This window comes from Pedobacter sp. L105, assembly GCF_009765875.1.
GTDB lineage: Bacteria > Bacteroidota > Bacteroidia > Sphingobacteriales > Sphingobacteriaceae > Pedobacter.
Map to the genome: position 1 here is coordinate 943,304 of NZ_LMUP01000004.1, position 18,605 is coordinate 961,908.

Below are 18,605 nucleotides of genomic sequence, written 5' to 3' on the forward strand. Positions count from 1 at the left end.
GTAATAGTATCTTCCGGAAAGAAAACGTTTCTATAGCTATTATTTACTCAAATTCGGATCTTTCTGGACTTCTGTTAATGGTATTGGCCATAACAGGTCTGCCTCTGTAAATGCACGGTTATGTAAAGGGGCCTTATAACCAATAAGGCTTACAATGGTATGGTTATCCACGTCAAATGCTTTACGGGTCCTGATCATGTCAAACCAGGTTTGAAATTCATAAGCCATTTCCCAGTAACGTTCTTTTAAAATATCATTGAGTGCAACAGAAGCCGCGGCAGTTGTACCTGGAAAAGCACGCTGATGAACCAGATTATAAGCTGAAACTGCAACGGGGTCTGATGTGCTGCTCCCGTTTAAACTGGCACTAGCCTCGGCACAGACCAATAAAATATCTGCGTACCTGATCAGCGGAAAATTTGAACCATCCCTGCCGCTCACTTCTGCCTGATCATTCCAGTATTTATAAATATAGGGCATCGGTAATTTGATGATAGTTGATGCGCTTCCATACTGTGTATGCTGGGTATAATAAAAATTCTCCTCCTTTATCCTTTGATCGGCCGGATCATAAGAGTTATAAAATGATAATGCAGGTGCCATTGCTCCACCGTAAGAAGGCTGGATGCTAACAGGCACGACTGGATAGGGCATTAAAGAAAAATGCATGATATTGGATATGGTAGTTTCATCATGCTGGATCATAAAAATATGCTCGCCGCTATTGTAATTTGCCGGGTTGCGTAAATCGCTATAGTTGGCAAACAAGCTGAACTGACCACTTTGTATCACTTCATTAGATTTATCGTAAGCCAATTGGTAGTATGCCTGTCCTTTATTCAAGGGATAACCAGCCATGGTTAGGTATACCTTTGCCAATAACGATTTGATAGCGCCCTGAGAAACATGTCCCGTTTTATCGGTCCAGGCTAAACCTGCCTTTTCGGCCGTGGTCAGATCGGAAACAATTTGTGTATAAATATCGCCGATAGCAGCAGGCGACAGCTGTGTATTATCTAAACTGGTAGTCGGCGTAGTTTTCAATGGTACCCTACCGTACAGTCTCACCAATTGAAAGTAATAGTAGGCGCGCAGAAAGTAGGTTTCAGCTAAAAAATTGTCCCTGTCAGTTGCCGGCACCGCACTGGTTTTGCTCACATTGGCTATAATGCTGTTACAATTCTCAATAGGATAATACGAGGATGTCCACCAGGTTTCCAAAGCACTGTTATTCTGATCGATACCGGTCAATTGTAAAAACTGGTTATCTTCATTTCCGCTTGGTCTTGGCCGCTGGCAATAACCGGTAATATATTCTAAACTAAAAACAGAACTTACTGCTACACCTATTCCGGTAGCAAAAGGGCTGTTTAGCCCAAGATAAGCTCCATTAACTGCTGCCCTGATCTGTGCAGAATTATTATAATAATTATCAGGGGTTAAAATCCCGGTTGTTTTTTCTTCGAGGAACTTTTTACACGATGAACATAAGGTAAAAAGAATGATGAGGGATAAAAATATCTTTTTCATGGCTGGTGAATTAAAAGTTAGCATTGATGTTCAGTGCGAAGGTGCGCGGCTTAGGGTATTGATACACATCCACCCCCTGGTTTAAAGAAGCATCGAAGGAGGTAGCTTCAGGATCATAACCTTTATATTTTGTAAAAAGAAATGCATTCTCCACGTTCACACCCACTGAAAGGTTTGATACCTTCATCTTTTTTAGGAAGTCTTTGTTAAAACGGTAGGTTAATGCAATGTTCCTCACCCTCAGGAATGACCCGTCTTCAACGTAATGGCTGTCGGCCACCTGATTGTCGGAATACGGATCGGTAGATAAACGCAACTGTGCCAGGCTGGAATTTTGGCTTTGTGGTGTATAAGCGTTGAGGATTTCCTGATAACTGTTGACATTAGGCGTAGATCCTGTCATGATGAAACGGGTAAGGTTAAGCAGTTTATTACCATACATGGCTTCCAGATCTATAAACAGGGAGAGGTTTTTATAGGTGAAAGTATTGGTAAAGTTTCCTTCCCACTTTGGCATGGCATTACCTAAATTAGTTCGGTCACCCGCATCTATTACCCCATTATGGTTTAAGTCTGCATAATGCAGGTCACCGGGTTTATAACCATACTTGGCGGCTTCCGATGCTTGTGCTGTAGTCCATACACCTTCCCTTACATAACCATAAAATTCATTTAACGGCCCGCCTTCTATAATACGTCCTCCCCATGGATAAATAATATCATGGTTGATATTTAAAACTTTCGACCGGTTTATTGAAAAGTTAATACCTGAGTTCCATTGAAAATCACCGCCAACAATGTTTTGGGTATTTAAAGTCAGCTCGATACCGCGGTTACGTATGGAACCCAGATTTTCGTAAGCACCTCCATATCCAGTTGTTGCTGGTTGTTGTACGAAGTAGATCAGATCCTTGGTTATTTTATTGTAGTAGTCGCCACCTATAGCAATACGGCCTTTAAAAAAGCTCATATCGAAACCTAAATCCAATTGCTCTGATTTTTCCCATTTTAAATTCGGGTTACCAAAGGTTGACAAGGTCACTGCTGCATTTTTTTGCTGATTAAAGATTGATTGTGAACTGTTATACAGGGAAACTGTTGGATAGTTTCCGATCTCCTGGTTACCTACCAGGCCATAACTTCCCCTTAATTTCAGATCACTGATAACAGGTAGTAAACTTTTGAAAAAATCTTCATTTGAAATCCGCCAGCCTGCATTGAAGGCAGGGAAATAACCATATAGATTATCGCCACGGAATTTCGAACTGCCATCAGCCCTGAATGAAGCGCCAAATAAATACCTGTTATCATAATCATAATTGACACGGGTATAAAAAGAATTCAGCTGATTTTCAAGCTGTCCGGAATAGGGTGTCTCAATCACACTTCCAGCACCCAGGTTATTATAGCTAAACGTATTATCAAAGAAATTTTCGGAACCAGCTTTTGTTGCAGAGGTGATATAATCATACCAGCTTGCCCCTATAATAGCATTGATGTGGTGTTTTCCAAAGGTATTATCGTAAGAAAAATAGTCTTCATTGGTCCATACAGAATTTAAAGTATTGGAACGCTGTGCAACTCCGCCCTGCTGCTGAGAAACGCCAAAGACATCATTTCCTGAAAAATAATTCTCATAATTTGAGTTTAGCTGACCGCTAAAGGAGCTTACAAAATTCAGGTGTTTAGCTAAATGAAAGGTTCCAACAAAGTTGGCAAGTGTTGAAATCCTGCCGGTGATGTCTTTTACTTCATTTAGCAGCTTAACCGGATTTTCAGAATCTTCTTCACCCGGATAGTCTCCTTTTCTGGAATAGGACCCATCAGGATACTGAACAGGCAGAAAGGGTAAAAACTCATACATTTCCCTGACTGCATTTAAACCCAGGGTATTACCTTCTACATTGTTAGACTGGTAACCACCTACATTTAAACTGGCTTTTATATTTAACCAGGGTTTTACATCCCAGCCAATGTTGATATAGGCATTGAGCTGTTTTGCATAGCTATTGAGCATAATCCCCTGATTGTCTTTGTAAGAGAAATTCGCCATGATGGTAAAGTCGTCCTTTCCACCAGAAAAGGTAAGGGAATGCTGATGGGACACTGCCACCTGAGTAGCTGCCTTTTGCCAGTCGGTATTATATTTAGGTGAACCGTCTGGGTTGAACAGGTCAGTTTTACGGGCAAATGTGCTGGATGGGTCAAGATTAGGTGCCAGCCTGCCGGGAACATAATCATATTCTCTTTTCAGCATCTCCAGCGCACCATTGGCATCTAACAAGGGTAGCTCATGTTGTAAATAACCAAAACTGACGGTGTTGCTGAATGCGATATCTGACGAGTTTTTTTTACCAGTCTTGGTAGTGATCACAATAACGCCATTCGCTCCCCGCGAACCGTAAATAGCTGTCGACCCTGCATCTTTGTAGATATCTACTGAAGCTACAATGTTAGGATCTATTGAATTGGGATCTGCACCCACTACGCCATCCACTACGTATAACGGAGAATTGGATGAGTTAATAGAACCTGTACCCCTGATCTTCACCGCAGGGCTACCACCTGGCTTTCCTGAGTTAACCATGATATTAACGCCCGCAGCTTTACCCGCCAGACCTTCCAGAACATTTAATGTGGTTGGCCTTTCAGTAATTGCATCGCCCTGAACAGAACTGATTGCTGTAGTCAGATTTGCCTTTTTTGAGGTACCATAACCAACCACCACTACTTCGTTCAGTGCTTTGCTGGCTGGCTGCAGTTGTACTTTCATTGCCGCAGCTGAGGCGATTACTTCTTTAGTATCGTAACCGGTATAGCTAATTTGTAATATAGTTCCAGCATCTGGCACGTTCAAAGAGAAAATACCGTTTGCATCTGTAACTGTAGCACCTGTTCCATTTTTAACTTTTACGGAGGCTCCTGGCAGTGGCAGGCCTTTTTCATCAATCACAACTCCCTTTATGGTAATTGCCGCATAGGAAAGTATTTTGGAATTGATTTTAGCATCGCCGGAAATATGGGATTCACTATAAACCGGCGTGCCGTTAGCAAATACCAATAGAAGCCCGAACCAACAATAATGCGCGAAACGCAAATCGGGATATAACAGACCTTTTTGAGTGTATAGCTGTTTTTTCATGGGAATATATTTGGTTAATATAAAATATCGATTTAGCAAAAACCTATTAAAACTATTTCATTCTATTTGTTCAAATTAAAGGCTGTTATGGAATTATAAATCGGTTTAGCAAAACTAGAGATATTAATTTCGTTTGCAACCATTTTTTAATTTTTTATTTACTCCTAATTATACTTGTGTATGTATGCACAATTTGATTGTAAAATTTATCAATCGTTAAATAAATCTATTCTTTCGCGTACCATCTCCTTAATTTCCAGTTAGATATCAAAAGAATTATCTCCTGCTTTTAAAGTATATTGCTTTGTCTTCCATACGAATATACCAGTAGTTGCTTTCGGCAAGCTGATATTGATTTTCCATTTGCCTTTTTCCAGTTTATAATCAACGCTCACTTTACCATCAGGATGAGGTATTTCGCCGCTTATAGCTGTTAAATTTCCGAGGTGAGGTTCTATTTTTATTTTCTTAAACCCTGGTGCATAGCTGTCAATACCTAAAACCGTCCTGAAAAATTCGATATTCGGGCTTGCTCCCCAGGCGTGGCAATCAGAACGGGTAGTGTTAACATCGGAATACTCTGCCCATGTAGTCAAGCCCATAGCTATATTTTCCCTGTAAATAGCCAGCCAATCCATATAATCATTGCCTAGACCTGCATTTACTAAAGCCTGGTTCAGGTAATATTTAAAGTAAACCGAGCATTGTGTTAAGCTTTTATCATTAAGCAGCTGACTGGCTAAAGCTGGTTTATCTGCATTGTTCACCACGCCCGTAAGTATAGCCAGCGAATTGACATGCTGTGAGAAGCCCGTTTTTTCTTTCGTATCGGCATATAATTTTCTAACCGGATCCCAATACTTACGCTGTATGGTTGCTTTCAACTGAGCGGATTTTTCAGTGTAGATACGGGCATAATCCTGAAGGCCTATTTTAGCTTCCATTTCCGCCGCCCACTGGTATGCATACAATAACTGGAGGTCGTAAATAGCCGCGCTGCCGTCTTTGCCTTTCACCTCACCCCACATATTACCAGCCCAGTCCACAAAAGCCCAATAAGGAATGTCTTTTAAGGAACCATCAGGCTGTTGGTATTTGCTGAAAAAATCTAACACCCCTCTTTCTCCAGGTAATTTGTTTTTAATAAAATCATTGTCGCCCCTGTACATCCAATAGTCATGCAGCATGCCGATGTACCATAAGGAAAATGTGGGTATCACCTGTACCCCTTTTGAAGGATAACAGCTGCTGGTTACACCTTCTGGTAGGCGCGAATGGTCAATTTGATTGAGGGCATTGCGTGCCAGACGATCATCATTTGTATTGTAATAGGAAAGCACAGCCTGTATACGTGTATCGCCAATATATTGCAGTTGCTCATAATACGGGCAATCCGTATAGGTTTCCCAGGCATTAAGTCTTGCCGTGCGCCAGCCAATATCCAATAGTTGATTGATCTCCGGATGATCTGTGTGAATAACTGCTGTTCGCTGAAAAGGATAACCTGTAAAAGTGCCGTAAAGATCGTCAATGACTAATGGGTCGTTTTCTGTTTTTACGAATAGCCTGATGTAACGATAGGTACGAAAGTTCAATGAGGTAAATGACTGCTCTTTGCTGCCATCACCAATCAGACTATCTATTCTTCCTACAAATTCTTTTCCCGTTACTTCGTTACGGTTGCCCTTTACCACGCCTTTACTGCCCTTTTCATATAGAGATTCAGCATATCCAAGTGATATTCCTGCATTTTTGCCCCCGCTAAAATTCAGCGTGACATAAGCGTTGGTTTCAAAGGTTTGATCAAGTAGTATTATAGCGGTTGTATGAGCCGGGACAGTTATCGTTGTTTTTGCAGCAGGAAATGTAGAAGGAAGGCTTATGCCCGTAACACTGCGTAATTTTAGCAATCGCTGATAGGTCATTTCCCTTGCCGGCAGTGTAGAAGGTACTAATGCCCATTCAATACCCCATGCTGCACCTTTAAGCTTTCCGTCGGTCACTTTAACCGCATCAAGCCAAGCGCTGTCATCATAGTTGATAGCTGCCCAGTTACCTTTAACGGACTGATTCTCATCTACCATTTCGCCCTTACTGGCGGCAAAAAAGTAACCCGGAACAGGCTGATGCCCTGCATCGCGAATGCACTTCCAGGTATTATTGGTGTTTAATATTTCTTCTGCTGGTGAATCGCCCTGTAATATAAATCCTGTGCGTACACTGATTTGTGCTACCGGACTGTATTGGGCCTCATTCCAAACCAACGCCGCTACAGTATTTTTTCCGGCAGTAAGATAGGGTGCAATGTCAACAGTTTCATAGTTCCAGGAATAAGTATCACCCCTTGCCGGCCCCAATGAAACCAGTTTATTGTTAACGTGCAATTTATAACGGTTGTCTGCCGAGACATGAATGATAAATTTTTGAGGTTTACTCGTTAGGTTAAGGTTTTTACGAAAGTAAAAGACGCCATATGTGGTGCCATTATCACCAGGTACCGCAATCCATTGCGCATTCCATGGCCTTGGTGAGATATTAACTGCCTTTACTTCCGCACCATGCGTTAACGGCAATAAACCAAAGACGATGATAAATAGAGAATATAAAAACTTCATTTGGGTTATACTTGGTAGAGCAATATTAAGAATATAAAATGAAATAACAAAAATAAATCGGTTTAGCATTATTTTGACATTTTCCTTAATTGATGAGGTATTTTTTCATTGTATGAAAAAGAAACCAGTAGCATTACTCACTATAGCCCTTTTTATTCATACTATAATGGAAATAGTGATTTTAAGCAAGTATCGCGACTTCCATTGACGATACTCACTGTTGAACGAGCCAATTACGATTCTATTTTTGACAAAATATAGCGGAACTTCTGCCTGGGTTTGGCCTGAGTTTGGAACGGGTTCGGAACGGGTATGGAACGGGTATGGAACGGCTAAACCCCGTTCCAAACCCGTTGGAAAAACGGTGCAAACACGTAGAAAAGCGGTTCCAAACTCAGGCTAAACTCAGGCCAAACCCGGGCATGTCTTTGTTTAATGCAGGAGTGTTGTCGGGTTGAAGTTGACCTAGAGTCGTTCGACCGCCTTTTTAAACATGTGAATGGGGTTTTCAGATTTAATCTACGCAAGATATGCGTAGATTAAGCCAGTTATTCTCCGCATAACTATAACCCAACAATAAATGGATCAGTGCCAATGTTGTAGAGCAGGGATTCGCAGTCATGGATGAGATAAGTTTGATAGTGTTACTAAAATATAAGAGTAGGCATTGTTACCTAAGTGATCAACAGTTAAAAACTGAAGTGTTTTATACGTGACAAGTAGCCAATTTTTCGACATTAGAACATCGCATAAACCTTCCTGTAAAAATAAATAAATATGGGATGTTTTTACGGTTTAGTCCCAGCTGGGTTAATAGCAAGACTAAAATTCAGTTCCCGACTGTTTTCCTGAGTAATGACAGATCCGTTAATTTGGCTAAATACCTTTTTAGCATCCTTTTTTATACTTTTATTGTAAGTGCAGCCATAACATCCGGTTGTGGTTAATGAATGCAGTACGATACAATAGACAGTTCCTTTTTTTATTCTGATACCCGGATGAACAGTTTGTTTTTTAATTGACCAGCCTATCGATTTGGCCGGGATTTTAGAACTAGCTAAAGATACACCTGTAGGTTGCATCTTATCATCGGCCTTATAAATGTCGATCTGTAATGCTGCATCGGTACTACCTGTTTTATATAATGGAAGGCTAATTGATTTCAAGACACCACTCGTACCGGATACAAAAGACTGTGATCTTTTTATTTCTCCCTTGATGTTGCATGAGTCTTTAACGTTGTTAGGTTCGTCGACAGCTGAAATTCTTACTACTTTGCTGTTTTTATTAACTTTAAAGGGTTGGTCACAAGTCATTGGTATAATTGAACCATCGGAATTGAACCTAAGCGGTGCCCAGTAATAATTGGCCAAAGCTTCGTTTTTAGCAGCATTATTCCATAGATCGCTCCCAAAAAGATATAAGTTGCCACTATCCAGTTTTATGGTTGATACAAAAGATGGCTGTCCACCACAGGAGTTGTTACTTATTCTCTTAGCGGCCGACCATGGTCCAAGCGGTGAACCAGATGTTTTATAGGAAGCACCGGTACCTGAACAGTAACCACAATTGGGATCGGAATATACTACATAATAAATGCCGTTCCTTTTAAACATGCCTGGTGCCTCAGTGTTTCCGTCAGTAACCCCTTTAACAACTTCGCCTGTGCCTGTCAGGTAATCACTACTCAATTTTTCTATCACAATAGTTCCCTTTGTGCGCCAGTCGGTGTAAGCCAGATAAGCTGTGCCATTATCATCAACGAAAGTATCATGATCGCCATTATTTAATCCTCCTGCAGGCATATTTGCATTCACAGCCAGTTTCGGTTCTGCAACCTCGTTGAAAGGGCCAATAGGAGTTTTACTGGTAAAAACGCGGTATCCGGATACGTTATCATAAACGTTTATCCAAAGGACATATAATTTGGTTTTGTTGTTAAAAATAACGTGGGGACGAAAACAACCATATGTGTTTCCATTGCAGCGAGTCTGCCAAACCTCGGTTTTAGCATCAAAGAGATAACCCTTATCTGTCCAGGTCCGCATATCTTTTGACGAGTAAACTTTAAAACCGCAAAACGGAGCATTTTTATTACCCCATTCAAAACCACAATCATAACTGGTGCCATACAGGTAATAAGTGCCCCCAAATAAAGCTATTTCGCCATCGTGAGCGTCAATAGCGTCACCAACACTATTGTAACGGATAACCTGATTCCCTTGCTTATCGAAATTTACAATAATAAGATCTTGATTTTTTACCGTTTTCTGTGCTAATAATTGTGTGGAGACAAACAGAAACATATAAATAAATGATAAACATCTAAATATTTGAAGCATAGTTATACGGTTAACTTTCATTGATAAGGAGGGATCGGTTTATAAAACGTTAGTTGGTCAATATCTATAAAAAATCAAATGCCTGTTTACATCATTTGATAAATAACATATGTTTTATGATATCTTCAGCGGCTATGATCTTCATCCTTCAGCTTTGCAAAGTTGTTTTGATCCGCAATAACTACATACCATCTTCTCTCGAAATCCATTTATCAGATTTCGTTTTATTTTGTTCCTGAATACGAGAAACTACATTTTTTATAAGAGTGTAAAAGGTGGCATCTTTAAATCAAATGTAATCATAAAATGTATGTCCAAAGTATGACCAAACAAAAAGAGGTTACAGGTTTTAGCCTGTAACCTCTTGATATTAAACGTGGTGTGGGCCGGGATCGAACCGGCGACACAAGGATTTTCAATCCTTTGCTCTACCGACTGAGCTACCGCACCATCTTTATTACAACATGAACACGTTCATGCCACCCTCGGTTAGAGAATTTAAAACAAAAAAGCTTCAGATGAATCTGAAGCCCTTTGCAGTGGTGTGGGCCGGGATCGAACCGGCGACACAAGGATTTTCAATCCTTTGCTCTACCGACTGAGCTACCGCACCATCTTCATTAGCACAAACACGTTCATGCTCCCCTCGGTTGGGGAGTGCAAATGTAGTTTCTTTTTTTGAATTGCAAAATTATTTTCTAAAAAAGTTTAAAAAGGCTTTAGATTTATTTAAAACCACTCTAAATTTTCGATAATTATGCATGCATAGTAATTTCTTTCTTTTATTTATTTTAACTTAGCATGCCTGTAAAAGATCAACTAGATAATGATTTCACAAATCCTATTTATAGCAATTACGATTGCAGCCATCGCATTATTCAGCTTCAACCTGAAGAAAGTAATCCGTAATATTAAACTTGGCAGGGACACTGACCGCTCTGATCAGCCTGAAAAAAGACTGATGACCATGCTTAAGGTTGCTTTCGGGCAAAGTAAGATGGTAGTTCGCCCTATTCCTGCCGCATTGCACCTGGTGGTATACCTTGGCTTTGTGATCATCAATCTCGAAGTACTAGAAATTATGATCGACGGAATATTTGGCACCCACCGTATTTTTAGCGGCCTGGGTGGTATTTATAATTTCCTGATCGGGGCCTTTGAAATACTTGCGCTGGGTGTCTGGGTATCCTGTGCCATCTTCCTGATCAGAAGAAATATCTTAAAATTAAAAAGATTCATGGGCAGGGAACTGAACGGCTGGCCTAAGTCGGACGCGAATTATATCCTGTTCACAGAAATTCTGCTGATGACAGCATTTTTGCTGATGAACGCTGCCGACGCAAAATTACAATCACTCGGTGTACATCACTATGTGACAGCGGGTGCTTTCCCGGTAAGCCAATTCCTGCAAAACTTATTGCCCGGAACAGAATCAGGGTTGATCGCTATTGAAAGAAGCTGCTGGTGGTTCCACATTATCGGCATCCTGGCTTTCCTGAACTACTTGCCTTATTCCAAACATTTCCATATCCTGTTCGCCTTTCCAAATACCTATTTTTCTAACCTGGAGCCAAAGGGCGAATTTACCAACATGCAAAGTGTAACCAATGAGGTAAAAGCCATGCTAGATCCTTCCTTTACCCCTCCCGAAGCCGCTGCGGGCAGATTTGGGGCAAAAGATGTGAATGATCTGACCTGGGTAAACCTCATGAATGCCTATACTTGCACGGAATGCGGCCGCTGTACTTCGGTATGTCCGGCCAACATTACAGGGAAATTGCTTTCTCCGCGTAAGATTATGATGGACACGCGCGACCGGATGGAAGAAGTTGGAAAAAGCCTGGATAAGAACGGGCCTGGTTTTGATGATGGAAAGTCGCTGATTGATGATTATATCACCAGGGAGGAGATATGGGCCTGTACAAGCTGTAACGCCTGCGTACAAGCCTGCCCGATCAACATTGACCCGCTGGCTATTATTACCGACCTGAGACGTTATGCCGTAATGGAAGAATCACAGGCACCTTCAAGCATCAGCGCTATGCTGGGCAACATTGAAAACAACGGAGCACCGTGGAAATATTCTCCGGCGGACAGGTTAAACTGGGCTAAAGAAAATTAATTTTTATTATCAAGCTGAATAATGAGCGAGAAACTAAATATAGAAGTGCCTACCATGGCAGAAATGATTGCCAGGGGCGAAGAACCTGAAATCCTATTCTGGGTAGGCTGTGCGGGAAGTTATGATGAACGTGCACAAAAAACAACCCGCGACATCTGCAAGATCCTGCACCATGTGGGTATCAAATATGCAGTGCTGGGAACTGAAGAAAGCTGTACTGGAGATCCTGCAAAACGTGCGGGTAACGAATTTCTGTTCCAGATGCAGGCCATGACGAATATAGAAGTGCTGAACGGATACAACATTAAAAAGATTGTAACGGGCTGTCCGCATTGTTTCAATACCATCAAAAATGAATATCCGGGATTAGGCGGTAATTACGAAGTAATCCACCATACCCAGCTGATCCAGGACCTGATCAATGACGGAAAACTGAAAGCCGAAGGCGGAGAAAGTTTTAAAGGCAAAAAGATCACTTACCATGACCCATGTTATTTAGGTCGCGGTAATGGCGTATATGAAGCTCCCAGGAAAGCTTTAGAAGTACTGGACGCACAATTGGTAGAAATGAAACGCTGCAAGTCTAACGGGCTTTGCTGTGGTGCTGGTGGTGCGCAGATGTTTAAGGAACCGGAAAAAGGGAACAAGGATATCAATATCGAAAGAATTGAAGAAGCCCTGGAAACGAATCCTAATATCATTGCTGCAGGTTGTCCTTTCTGTATGACGATGCTGAGCGATGGGGTGAAAATGAAAGACCAGAACCAGAATGTACAAGTGTTAGATATTGCTGAAATTACCGCAAGAGCAAATGGGTTGTAATCCTCTTTTTATTACGTCTTTAAATTCCGGCAGTAATGGCAATTGTTATTATGTGGGTAATGCAGACGAAGCGATACTGGTAGATGCAGGTATTTCCTGCAAGGAGACAGAAATCAGGATGACGCGTCTCGGCTTGTCTATGGGCAAAGTAAAAGCGATCTTTATCTCCCATGAACATGGCGATCATATCCGCGGCTTAAAAGTAATGGCGAAGAAATACCTTATTCCGGTTTATATTACGCCAGACACCATGAACAACTGCCGGCTAACTTTACCGGAAGAACTGGTACGTCCTTTTACCAGTCATGAAACCGTACAGATCGGTTCACTCCAGATTACCTGCTTTCCAAAAATTCACGATGCAGCAGAACCGCATAGTTTCCTGGTTTCCTGCGGAGAGATTAAAGTTGGTGTATTTACAGATCTGGGGATTGTTTGCGATCAGCTTAGCCTGCATTTTCAGCAATGCAACGCAGCATTTCTGGAAGCGAATTACGATGAAGAACTGTTACGCACCGGGAAATATCCTTATTATTTGAAAACAAGGATCAGTGGCGGCATGGGTCACCTAAGCAATAAACAGGCGCTGGACTTACTGATCAACTTCCGTCCGGCTAATTTAAGCCATTTGTTATTAGCCCATTTATCAAAAGACAATAACGATCCTGAAGTAGTTGAGTATATGTTTAATCAGCATGCGCAGGAGACCATGATTATTATTGCTTCAAGGCATGCAGAAACACCGGTATTTACTGTTGATGGAGTTTCACGCTCATCTGCTCCAGCTTCTCTTCCAGGTCATTCAAATCTTCAGCCTGAATATTCTTAAGCGGTATGGCTATGGAAGTAGCCATACTGTCAATATCTCCTCCCCTGCTGTCGTTATAGGTTTGTACGATCACATCATCTCCTTTGGTCCGCAGCAGCAAAGTGCCCGACTGCACGGTGCCTAAATAATCCAGGGCTTTATATTTCACCAGGTTACAGGAGAAATACTCTACTTTCCCATTGTTAAAAAAGCGCTTGTACCGGCAGAACCCGGTGTTAGTAATATGCAGTTCATACTTCTTAACATTCTTTATCCCAGACTCCTCATTATAGTGTTCCGTTAACTTTTGCTGTACATATCCGGCCTCTTCCTCTGTTGGTCCATAGGAGGAGGAGGATAGGAAAATGAGGCAGGGAAGGACATATTTCCCCATTTTCAAGAGGATTGTAAACTTTTTCATCAGGCTGGATATTTTACGAGTTGAATTTAAATAAAATGTTAAATTTGTGTATGAGTTTTTCTCCACAATCTAAAGTTTGGATCTACCAGAGCGACCGTGAATTCACCGATCAGGAGATCAGTGCAATTCAGCAGGACTTGAACGCTTTCACTTCTCAGTGGAAAGCCCATGGCCATCAGTTACAGGCTAAAGCCGATATCTTATATCGTTATTTCATTGTATTTGTAGTAGATGAAGCTACAGCCGGCGCTACAGGTTGTTCTATCGATGCATCTGTAAGAGTGGTTAAAGGTTTGGAACTGGAATATGGTGTGGATCTGTTTAACCGTTTCAACATGGCCTACAAAGTTAATGATAAAGTGGTAGTGGTAAACAAGGAGGATTTTGAAACACTGATCAGTATTAAAAAAATCACCCCTGAATCCATCGTTTTTAACAATATGGTACAAACACTTGCCGAATTTGAAACGAAATGGGAAGTGCCTTTCAAAGACAGCTGGCACAATAAGGTTTTCGCAGAACTGCTTTAAAACTTTATTGGCCCCAGTATCCTGATATTACGCATGATCAGGAAATGCCTGTGGTTGATAAACCGGGTAGGACGTTTAGGCGTCCACCGGATAGGATTAGGAAAACAGGCAGCAATCATCGCCGCTTCAGTGCGGCTAAGGTTCCTGCAGGATTTGCCATAATAACTTTGTGAAGCTGCTTCAGCGCCATAGATCCCATCTCCCATTTCAATCACGTTCAGGTATACTTCTAAAATGCGCTTTTTACTCCAGAAAATCTCGATCAGCACGGTGAAGTAGGCTTCAAAACCCTTTCTGATCCACGAGCGGCCAGGCCATAAAAATACATTCTTTGCAGTCTGCTGCGATATGGTACTTCCTCCCTTAACTTTAGTAGAATCGGCTTTATTGGCATGATAAGCCCTATTGATAGCCGTCAGGTCAAAGCCGTAATGGTGCATAAACTTCTGGTCTTCACCAGCTATGGCAGCACGTCCCATATAAGGCGACATATCATTATATTTCACCCATTTCTTGTCGATCTTAAAGTCTTTACCATCCGTTTTCCGTTCAATATCCCGCAATACCATCAGTAAGGTAAAAGGCGGATTGATGTAACGAAGCGCAACTACCCAAAAAACGGTAATAAGAATAAAGCCTAACATAATCTTTGCCAGGAGGACTTTTAGTTTTTGAAGACTGAATTTACTTGATTTAGTACTGGAAGCGCGCTTTTTTGCCATTGCCCAAAGTTAGCAAAAAGTACAGATTTGTCATGCCAGTGCATATATTTAAAGCAACTTAAACATTAAAGCAGGCCATTTGTTACAGGGGTAAAGATTTTAACATGGAAACTAGTAAAGTAAAAAAAATACACGATTATGGTCAGAGCATTTGGCTCGATTTTATTGATCGCGAAATCATTAAATCTGGTAAATTAAAACAACTGATCGAAGTAGATGGCGTAAGGGGATTAACTTCTAATCCGGCTATCTTTGAGAAAGCCATCAGCAGCAGCTGCGACTATGATGCCGATATTACAGAATTAGCCAAAGAAAACCTGAGTAACGATGTGATTTTTTATCGCATGGCTGTGAAAGACATACAGCAGGCAGCTGATTTGTTGTTGCCTGTGTACAATGAAGAAGTTAGAGGCGCCGACGGATATGTAAGTCTGGAAGTTTCTCCTCTGCTGGCACTGGACACCGAAGGAACGATCAAACAGGCGCTTGAACTCTGGAAAGAGGTAGACCGTAAAAATGTAATGATCAAGATCCCTGGTACACAACCAGGATTGGCCGCCATCAAAAAAACAATTTCCGAAGGATTGAATATCAACGTGACTTTGTTATTTGGATTAGAGCGTTACAGAAAAGTTGCTGAAGCTTATATTGAAGGTTTGGAAGAACGCTCTGCAAAAGGCGAAAGCATCAATGAGATCTCTTCTGTTGCCAGTTTCTTTTTAAGCCGTATCGATGTACTGCTTGATCCAATATTACAGGAAAAAAATCTGGGTGAACTAAAAGGTGAAGTGGCTATTGCTTCTGCAAAGAAAGCCTACGAAATCTATAAAGAAGTATTCAGCGGTGAACGCTGGGAAAAACTGGCAGCTAAAGGAGCAAGACCACAACGTTTGCTTTGGGCAAGTACCAGCAGTAAAGACCCTGCATTTAAAGATACTAAATATGTGGAGGCCTTAATTGGTCCGGATACCGTAGATACTATTCCTATGGAAACACTGGATGCCTACCGCGATCATGGAGATCCTGAAAGCAGGCTGGAAATTGACCTGGAAGGTGCTACATCTGTACTGGCACAATTACACCATGCGGAAATTGACCTGGCAAAGTACACACAGCAACTGGAAGATGAAGGGATAGCAAAATTCAATGCGCCTTATGAGAAATTATTAAATGCGATTGAAAAGCAAAAACATTCTGCTTAATAACTAGATTTGCATCAGGTTATATCAGATCATAAAAATGAAGTTTACAGCATCAAGACTATCAGAAGGAAACAAGGTTTTCCCAACGGAAATCACTTTAGAAGAGAACAGCATTGAAATAAAAACTCCTGGCCTGTTTAGCGGTGATTCCAAGTATATCAACTATGAAGATATTACTTCGATTGAAGTAGAATCTCCAATGATAGGTTTTGCTACACTGCGACTTTTTGTAGCAGGTAACAGAATAGAAGTTCACGGTTTCTCCAAGGGTGATATCAAAGAGATCAGAAAGATCATTGATGAAAACAGGACCAAAAGAAGAAGAATTATTTAAGTTTCTTTTTTCCTGCACATAAAAAAAGCGTTCCCTTTAACAAGGAACGCTTTTTTTTATCGTTAAAGATGAGCTTACTCAGCTACAACTTCGAAAGGAACTTTAACTTTCACTTCTTTGTGTAAGTTTAAGTTGGCTACATATTCACCAACAAATTTAGGCTCAGTTTCGAAAGTGATACGGCGACGGTCAACATCAAAACCTTGTTGTTTTAATGCATCAGCAATCATAATGGTGTTTACTGCACCAAAGATTTTACCAGTTTCACCAGCTTTAGCACCGATAGTCAGTTTAACATCAGTTAAACGTGTAGCGATACCTTCAGCATCTTTTTTAATTTTATCTTGTTTGAACGCTGCTTGTTTCAGGTTTTCTGCTAATACTTTTTTAGCAGAAGAAGTAGCTAAAGCACCAAATCCTTGTGGGATCAGGTAGTTACGGCCGTAACCTGGCTTTACGTTTACAATATCATCTTTCTCTCCAAGAGATTTGATGTCCTGTTTTAATATAATTTCCATGTCTCAGCTCCTATTTTAATTGGTCAGCAACGAAAGGTAACAAACCAATGTGGCGTGAACGTTTTACCGCTTGAGCCACTTTACGTTGAAATTTCAATGATGTACCGGTTAAACGGCGAGGTAAGATTTTACCTTGATCATTGATGAATTTTAACAAAAAGTTTGCGTCTTTATAATCGATATATTTAATACCATTCTTTTTGAAACGGCAATATTTTTTTCTGTTATCGTCCACTTTTGGAGCGGTAACATATTGTATCTGATCTTTAGCCATTATGCTGCAGCCTCCTCTTTCTTAGGTTTTTTGTTAAAAGCACCACTGCGTTTCTTCTCATTATATGCAACCGCGTGACGGTCTAATCTAATGGTCAGGAAACGTAGAACACGCTCATCGCGTTTTAGTTCTAATTCCAATTTGTTAATTAATTCACCTGAAGATTTGTACTCTGTAAGGTGGAAAAATCCGCTTGCTTTTTTTTCAATCGGATACGCTAATTTTCTCAAACCCCAATTGTCCTCTTGAACAATTTCGGCACCGCTGTCAGTGATGATTTTGCTAAATTTCGCTAATGCTTCTTTTGCAATTTCTTCTGACAACAACGGGGTTAGAACGATAACAGTTTCGTACTGATTCATTGTTATGATTATTTTATGTTAAATCCCATATCACTATGGGGACGCAAACTTAGGAATAAATTTCTATAAATCAAACCCTTCGGCCAATTATTGTATGCTTTTTATTCCATTCGCTTTTGACCCATCGCGTATTGTATCCCTCCCAGTAAGTGTTTGAGGAACAGCGGATCTGAATAAGACTCTTCCACATGCCCCAAACCTGTGTAGAATGACCTTCCCCCATCATAATCATGGTACCAGGCGATGGGATGGTGTGCCCCATTCAGGCCACCTTTATAAGTGCTTTCATCCAGTTCAATCAGCACTTTGATATCCGGACTGATGTCTTTATAGTTGTACCATTCATCTTTTCTTGCCCAAGTTTCAGGCAAATGTTTCGTTGCAATGCTTTTGCGGTCGATGATGTTTAGCGTAGCCATTTGCTGCTCCGGGTGTTTTAAGAAATAGGCACCGACCAGTTTGCCGTACCATGGCCAGCCATATTCTGTATCTGCCGCTGCATGCACCCCCACAAAACCCTTCCCTGATTGGATATAATGTTCAAAAGCGCTTTGCTCTTCGTCACTTAGCACATTCCCTGTGGTGCTTAAAAAGATGACAGCAGCATACTGTTTCAGATTTGCCGTTGTAAACTGTGTTGAATCTGTAGTGCTGTCTACGCCAAAGTTATTTTCTACACCCAGTTTCTGAATGGCAGCAATTCCTTCAGGAATGGATTTGTGATGGAATCCTGATGTTTTTGAAAAAACAAGTACTTTTCTTTTCTGCGCCTGCACTGTTATACTGAATAAGAGTGCGGTCAGCAGTATCACACTGCTGATTAAATGTCTGAGTTTCATCATTGGTTTATATTTAGTTTTA

Annotated in this window: 16 protein-coding genes and 2 tRNA genes; 6 read left to right on the forward strand and 12 right to left on the reverse strand. The window is 41.0% G+C overall.

Annotated features, from left to right (window positions below):
- Window positions 1-39 precede the first annotated feature (39 nt).
- The 6 genes from GSQ84_RS09220 to GSQ84_RS09245 all read right to left on the reverse strand — a co-directional run bounded on the left by GSQ84_RS09220 (window position 40) and on the right by GSQ84_RS09245 (window position 10,242).
- Entirely contained in the window at window positions 40-1,530 is a 1,491-nt protein-coding gene (locus GSQ84_RS09220; protein WP_158796939.1) for a RagB/SusD family nutrient uptake outer membrane protein, read from the reverse strand.
- 10 nt (window positions 1,531-1,540) lie between these two features.
- The gene (locus GSQ84_RS09225; RefSeq protein ID WP_158796940.1) at window positions 1,541-4,672 is read right to left on the reverse strand and encodes a TonB-dependent receptor; all 3,132 of its coding nucleotides are present in this window, start codon (window positions 4,670-4,672) and stop codon (window positions 1,541-1,543) included.
- Between the two features lie 260 nt (window positions 4,673-4,932).
- Window positions 4,933-7,287: an alpha-L-rhamnosidase C-terminal domain-containing protein gene (locus GSQ84_RS09230; protein ID WP_158796941.1), complete on the reverse strand. Its 2,355-nt coding sequence runs from the start codon at window positions 7,285-7,287 to the stop codon at window positions 4,933-4,935.
- Window positions 7,288-8,075: 788 nt separating this feature from the next.
- Window positions 8,076-9,593, reverse strand: coding sequence for a family 43 glycosylhydrolase (locus GSQ84_RS09235; protein WP_254070812.1), 1,518 nt, complete (start codon window positions 9,591-9,593; stop codon window positions 8,076-8,078).
- A 413-nt stretch (window positions 9,594-10,006) separates the two neighbouring features.
- A tRNA-Phe gene (locus GSQ84_RS09240) sits at window positions 10,007-10,079 on the reverse strand.
- 90 nt (window positions 10,080-10,169) lie between these two features.
- Window positions 10,170-10,242: transfer RNA gene (locus GSQ84_RS09245), tRNA-Phe, on the reverse strand.
- Between the two features lie 213 nt (window positions 10,243-10,455).
- Between GSQ84_RS09245 and GSQ84_RS09250 the strand changes: the two genes are divergently transcribed.
- Genes GSQ84_RS09250 through GSQ84_RS09260 form a run of 3 tightly spaced genes read left to right on the forward strand, consistent with a single transcriptional unit; the run spans window position 10,456 to window position 13,402 of the window.
- Complete coding sequence (locus tag GSQ84_RS09250) at window positions 10,456-11,751, forward strand: 4Fe-4S dicluster domain-containing protein (protein WP_158796943.1); 1,296 nt, start codon at window positions 10,456-10,458, stop codon at window positions 11,749-11,751.
- 21 nt (window positions 11,752-11,772) lie between these two features.
- Window positions 11,773-12,573 (forward strand): (Fe-S)-binding protein, encoded by an 801-nt coding sequence (locus GSQ84_RS09255; protein WP_158796944.1) that lies wholly within the window; start codon window positions 11,773-11,775, stop codon window positions 12,571-12,573.
- Window positions 12,563-13,402, forward strand: a complete 840-nt coding sequence (locus GSQ84_RS09260; RefSeq protein ID WP_158796945.1) for an MBL fold metallo-hydrolase — start codon at window positions 12,563-12,565, stop codon at window positions 13,400-13,402. The genes GSQ84_RS09255 and GSQ84_RS09260 overlap by 11 nt, the downstream gene beginning before the upstream one ends.
- Here the strand turns inward: GSQ84_RS09260 and GSQ84_RS09265 are convergent.
- On the reverse strand, window positions 13,323-13,802 hold the full coding sequence (locus GSQ84_RS09265) for a hypothetical protein (RefSeq protein WP_158796946.1): 480 nt from the start codon (window positions 13,800-13,802) through the stop codon (window positions 13,323-13,325). The genes GSQ84_RS09260 and GSQ84_RS09265 overlap by 80 nt on opposite strands.
- 50 nt (window positions 13,803-13,852) lie before the next feature.
- On the opposite strand from GSQ84_RS09265, the gene GSQ84_RS09270 reads away from it, so the two are divergent.
- A complete protein-coding gene (locus GSQ84_RS09270; protein WP_158796947.1) occupies window positions 13,853-14,332 on the forward strand; it encodes an ABC transporter ATPase in 480 nt (159 codons plus the stop codon).
- Here the strand turns inward: GSQ84_RS09270 and mtgA are convergent.
- Window positions 14,329-15,054, reverse strand: a complete 726-nt coding sequence (gene mtgA, locus GSQ84_RS09275; protein ID WP_158796948.1) for a monofunctional biosynthetic peptidoglycan transglycosylase — start codon at window positions 15,052-15,054, stop codon at window positions 14,329-14,331. The two genes, GSQ84_RS09270 and mtgA, sit on opposite strands and share 4 nt — an antisense overlap.
- 104 nt (window positions 15,055-15,158) lie before the next feature.
- Between mtgA and tal the strand changes: the two genes are divergently transcribed.
- Window positions 15,159-16,256, forward strand: coding sequence for a transaldolase (tal, locus tag GSQ84_RS09280; RefSeq protein WP_158796949.1), 1,098 nt, complete (start codon window positions 15,159-15,161; stop codon window positions 16,254-16,256).
- A gap of 37 nt (window positions 16,257-16,293) precedes the next feature.
- Window positions 16,294-16,590, forward strand: coding sequence for a PH domain-containing protein (locus tag GSQ84_RS09285; RefSeq protein ID WP_158796950.1), 297 nt, complete (start codon window positions 16,294-16,296; stop codon window positions 16,588-16,590).
- Window positions 16,591-16,664: 74 nt separating this feature from the next.
- Here the strand turns inward: GSQ84_RS09285 and rplI are convergent, their stop codons facing one another.
- From rplI to GSQ84_RS09305, 4 genes are all read right to left on the reverse strand, one after another.
- Complete coding sequence (gene rplI, locus GSQ84_RS09290; RefSeq protein ID WP_158796951.1) at window positions 16,665-17,108, reverse strand: 50S ribosomal protein L9; 444 nt, start codon at window positions 17,106-17,108, stop codon at window positions 16,665-16,667.
- A gap of 10 nt (window positions 17,109-17,118) precedes the next feature.
- The gene (rpsR, locus tag GSQ84_RS09295; RefSeq protein WP_008244392.1) at window positions 17,119-17,382 is read right to left on the reverse strand and encodes a 30S ribosomal protein S18; all 264 of its coding nucleotides are present in this window, start codon (window positions 17,380-17,382) and stop codon (window positions 17,119-17,121) included.
- Complete coding sequence (rpsF, locus tag GSQ84_RS09300; RefSeq protein WP_090555213.1) at window positions 17,382-17,744, reverse strand: 30S ribosomal protein S6; 363 nt, start codon at window positions 17,742-17,744, stop codon at window positions 17,382-17,384. The genes rpsR and rpsF overlap by 1 nt, the downstream gene beginning before the upstream one ends.
- Before the next feature lie 101 nt (window positions 17,745-17,845).
- Complete coding sequence (locus tag GSQ84_RS09305; RefSeq protein WP_254070813.1) at window positions 17,846-18,586, reverse strand: ThuA domain-containing protein; 741 nt, start codon at window positions 18,584-18,586, stop codon at window positions 17,846-17,848.
- Window positions 18,587-18,605 lie beyond the last annotated feature (19 nt).